This window comes from Gilliamella sp. Gris1-4 (assembly GCF_001690335.1).
GTDB classification, from domain to species: domain Bacteria; phylum Pseudomonadota; class Gammaproteobacteria; order Enterobacterales; family Orbaceae; genus Gilliamella; species Gilliamella apicola_P.
Genome location: NZ_LZHA01000026.1, coordinates 1 through 4,408 on the forward strand (window position 1 = coordinate 1; position 4,408 = coordinate 4,408).

Consider the following 4,408-nt stretch of genomic DNA (forward strand, 5'->3'; position numbering starts at 1 on the left):
TTAAGCTTACGGTTTTCAGCCTCCAGCTCCTTTAAGCGTTTGATATCCGAAGTTTCCATTCCGCCGTATTTTTCCCGCCATTTATAAAAAGTTGAATTACCCATGCCATATTTACGGCAGAGTTCCTTGACAGGAATACCTGCTTCAGCTTCTTTTAAAATAGCGACGATTTGATGTTCAGTCATTTTTTTCATAATTAAATCCCCTTTTACTTTTATCATAGAGAATTTTCTACTTTTTTGCTGTACTATTTTAGGGGATAGTTACATAGTAATCCTAAAACGTTTGATATTGAAAAAGAATATAATGTTTTTGTCGACAAATTATTCGATTTATATAAACAATATTGTGAAAATCACAATGTATATTTATCGACTGATGAAGATACATATAATGAATTTATTGATCATTATATACATCAGCAATCAGAAGATGATTCTCAGGACGATATATTACTAAAACAATATTTACGTCAAACTAAAAAAATAGACGGGATTCAATGGGCATTCTTTTATGTTAATACGCCAGCCATCCCTAGCTATATTAACGTTATTCATACCGAAAACCATGATGCCATGGGCAATAATGGTTAGTTGTTGAGTGTTTTATTCAGCTCTGGAAACAAAAACATGGGCAAAATCCCGTGTTTATTGTTATTTGGTTTTATAGTGGTATACAATTTTCAAGAAATTTTTGCTCATCATCATAGCTAGAAAAAAAGTTATAACTTGTTGGGTTATCGTCATATTTGATCGATACAATGCATTTAAATACAACTGTTTGACCTCTAGAATTATAAAGTTCTTGTTGTGTATTATAAATTTTTACCACCTTTTCCTTGATAGGGAAAAATGATTGAATGGAAAGATTATTTTCCAGCCATAAATAATATCCGCCACTTATTGTTAATATTAATAACACTATAGCAAATACCCAAAATTTTGAGTGGGAAGTTGTTTTGCTTGATATAATAATTGAATCATTCATCCCTAATATCCTATATTAACTCACTAAACTTAAACATACCTATTCTTGGTTTAATTCCACATGGGTTAAAGGAAGAAAACGATATAAATTACGGTATTGATTAAGTTTATTATTAGCTTTAGTTAATTGTTCTGCTGTTAATTGCGATTTTAATTCTTGAACTTTATTAAATGCTTGAGCTTGATTATGTTCTGCCAATAAACTGTACCAAACATAGGCAAAAATGTTATTTTTTGGAATATCAACACCTTGCTCATGCATATCGGCAAGTTCAAACCACATTTGATAAATATCAGAAGATGAAAGCATCTTATCAGCATAAATATATTTCGACTCGGTATAAGTCTGTTCAGGTAATGCCGAAACATAATCGGCTAAATCATTTCTTAATAAAATCGCTTTAGTATGTTGGTAAATGCTATTGGGAGTTTGACGATAATCAGAATTTAAATAAGAATCTACAGTATAATACTTGATAAGTAATTCGGCAGCATTGACATTACCAGATTTAAGTAGCATTTTGATATCTGAAAGATACTTATTATCTCTTGAATCGTAATATAACCGAGTATGTTTTAATAATTCAATGATCGCATAATGATTTTGATTATCTGCTAACTTGTTAAGTTCTTTTTGATATTGCTCATCTGTTTTTGTAAATTTGTAGTATTTCAATTTTAAGAATTGCTTATATTGATCATCCTTATAGATGCTATCAATCCAAGAAAAAATTAAATTTTGCTCTGGTGTACAAAGAAAATAATTCTTATTTAATTGTTTAACTAATTCTCTCTGCGCCAAGGTATTGCCCTGTGTTGCTAACTCAATTGCGGCTTTGCAACCCTCATAAGTTTTTAGGCCATTACGATCAGAATTATGTTTTGTAAGATGATAAATCACTTTAGGTGACGGATTATTTTCCTTTTGTACCTTTAGCCAATCCTCACCATCAACCATTACCGTTGGTGAACGGTAAGTTTGCTGATGCTCAATGTATTGTGTGGTTAACCATTCAAATTCAGGGTGTGATTTGTCGATAGTGATCAAAAAATTTTGTGCTGGCACATAATATTGTTGTGCCGCCAAGTCAAGATATCGCCAAGCTTCATGATAATTTTGCTCAATGTTTTTGCCTAAATAATAAATTACCCCTACCCGATAATTTGCCGCTGCATACCCTAAATCGGCGGCCTGCTTGTAATATGATATTGCTGTGTTGGTATCTTGAAGAATAAAATCATATACCGTACCAAATCGGTATAAAATTATTGGATTATTAGGCTCAATCTTCAATGCAGCTTGGTAAAGCTTGATTAATTCATTGCTTGACTTACCCATAAGTTTTTCAGCATCACGATAAAAACCATAAGCAATTCCACGATGTTGAGCTAATGCCAGCAAAGGAGAAGTATGAGGGAATTCTTCAAAATCGCTATAGGATTGTAGCTCTTTTTCAAGTTGAGCATAAAAAATTTGTTCATCTTTTAAATTATCACCAAATATCGCTTCTATGGTTTTACTGGCGTTTTCAATATAAAGACTATTGGCATAATCGAGTTTAGATTGTATTTTTCTTAATGTATCAGGATAAATTGATTCAAAAAAAGTACCATATTCAATAGTTTGGTTATTATCGATATTTTCATAAATAGGTTTAATTACATTAAGTAAAAATTGTTCTTGCAGGGGTTGCTCATTAGACGATTGAATATCGAAATTAACATTAGGATTAATGTTCATCCCTAAATGATAATATGTTGCCGCTTCCTTGGGATCCCTTTCAACGCCTAAACCGTTTAAATAAAGCCAAGCTAGCTGAAAAGCCATTTTTTGCCTAGTCTCATCTTTAAGTGATCTACCATTTACAAATTCAATTAACCATTTAGCTGCCCATGGGTAATTAGGTTGTTCTGATTTTGAACCATCTATCTGGCCTCCGTTCAAAAAATATTCGACTATCTCGGTTGCTGCATCCCATTCATCATTATATTTCATATTCCCCAAACTCTGTTCAAGCCAATATAAAGCCATTTTGGGGTTATTAACTTTATTTTTATAGAGTTGATAAAGTTGATATTGCGATGCATCGTAAGATCCAAAATCATCACTTTGGCTTGCCATTTCATAGTATTTTATTGCTTTATCATAATCAGCTTTAACCTCTATGCCTTGATGATAAAGCTTACCTAATACGTATTGAGCTAGACCTACGCCATTTTTCATCAATTGCTTGTCAAATTTACTGTTTCCTTTAGTTATACTAAGTTTTGCTTTATCTGAAATGGGTGATGCGGCCTTCTCTAACCAATACAAACCTTTTTTAATATCTTTAGCGACTAATTTTCCCTCAATATAGGCTATGCCCAAGTCTGTTTGGGCAAGGGGAGATGGGGATGAATTTTTGGCTGCTTTAGTTAAAAATTCGATATATTTATCGGCAGATTTATCTTTGCACCCAGCAAATCTTTTATCTTTTGACTCAAGATAAAATTGATTAGGGAGGCAACGCCAATTATCATTTTCATTCAAAGGGTTATAAGCCATAGCAACTTGATACTGTGCAACAGTATCTTTATTATTCGTAGCCAGAAACCAAACATTTTGAGAAATTGTTTCGGTAAAAGCATAATTTGAAAAAGTACAACATATTAAAAATAAAGATAATAATTTTATATTTTTCATTGTGTAATAATCCATATTAATCATGTTCAAATTCAAAATAGACATCGGGATTTTCTATAAAGTTAGCAACGTTGAATAAATTTATTTGAACTTATTTCCAATAAAAAGGAGGCAAATAGCCTCAATAAGTTTCATCGTATGGCAAAAGATTTCACTTTTTAACAATAATATTCATAGTGTTAGCTTAATATATTACCTAATGCTGGAAAATGGAATACTTTTAATCTTGGCGACAATATAAAAATAAAATAAAATAAAATCAATACTCTACCGGAACGTTTTTTATTGAGAAATAGAACAACATATAACCTTTTCTGATTGATATTAATTAATCGTTTAATATCAAATAAATAGATTATATTTTATTAGTAATATGTAATTTAGCTTATTTAATCGTTGGCAAAATATCTTCGACTTTTATGTATTATTTTTGTTGTCATTAGGGCGTGTTGATCTTTCATGATTATTTTTTAGACGGCATGATGTGAGTTATAATAATTCAGCCAAAAACAACCATAACTCGATTCATCATGCCAAGAACAATGCTAACAGATAAACGGTGGGAAAAGCTACTACAAATAATGAAAAATACCGGCCGAGTTTATAATAAATCCGAGCATCGGATGACGTTTGAAGGGATCCTTTTCCGAATGAGAACCGGTATTCCTTGGCGAGATTTGCCAGAAGAGTTTGGTGAATGGAGCACTGTCTATAGGCGATTTAATTTGTGGTCTAAAAA

General features: G+C 31.6%; 4 protein-coding genes. 1 reads left to right on the top strand and 3 read right to left on the bottom strand.

Features of this window, described 5'->3' with window-relative positions; all coding sequences use genetic code 11:
• From A9G31_RS03070 to A9G31_RS03080, 3 genes are all read right to left on the bottom strand, one after another.
• On the bottom strand, nucleotides 1-194 hold a 194-nt coding region (locus A9G31_RS03070; protein ID WP_081299323.1), incomplete at its 3' end, for a transposase.
• A gap of 469 nt (nucleotides 195-663) precedes the next feature.
• Entirely contained in the window at nucleotides 664-987 is a 324-nt protein-coding gene (locus tag A9G31_RS03075; protein ID WP_065560383.1) for a hypothetical protein, read from the bottom strand.
• A 39-nt stretch (nucleotides 988-1,026) separates the two neighbouring features.
• Nucleotides 1,027-3,669: a tetratricopeptide repeat protein gene (locus A9G31_RS03080; RefSeq protein ID WP_065560384.1), complete on the bottom strand. Its 2,643-nt coding sequence runs from the start codon at nucleotides 3,667-3,669 to the stop codon at nucleotides 1,027-1,029.
• A gap of 530 nt (nucleotides 3,670-4,199) precedes the next feature.
• Between A9G31_RS03080 and A9G31_RS11375 the strand changes: the two genes are divergently transcribed.
• The coding region (locus A9G31_RS11375) for a transposase (protein WP_141671360.1) at nucleotides 4,200-4,408 on the top strand (209 nt) is incomplete at its 3' end.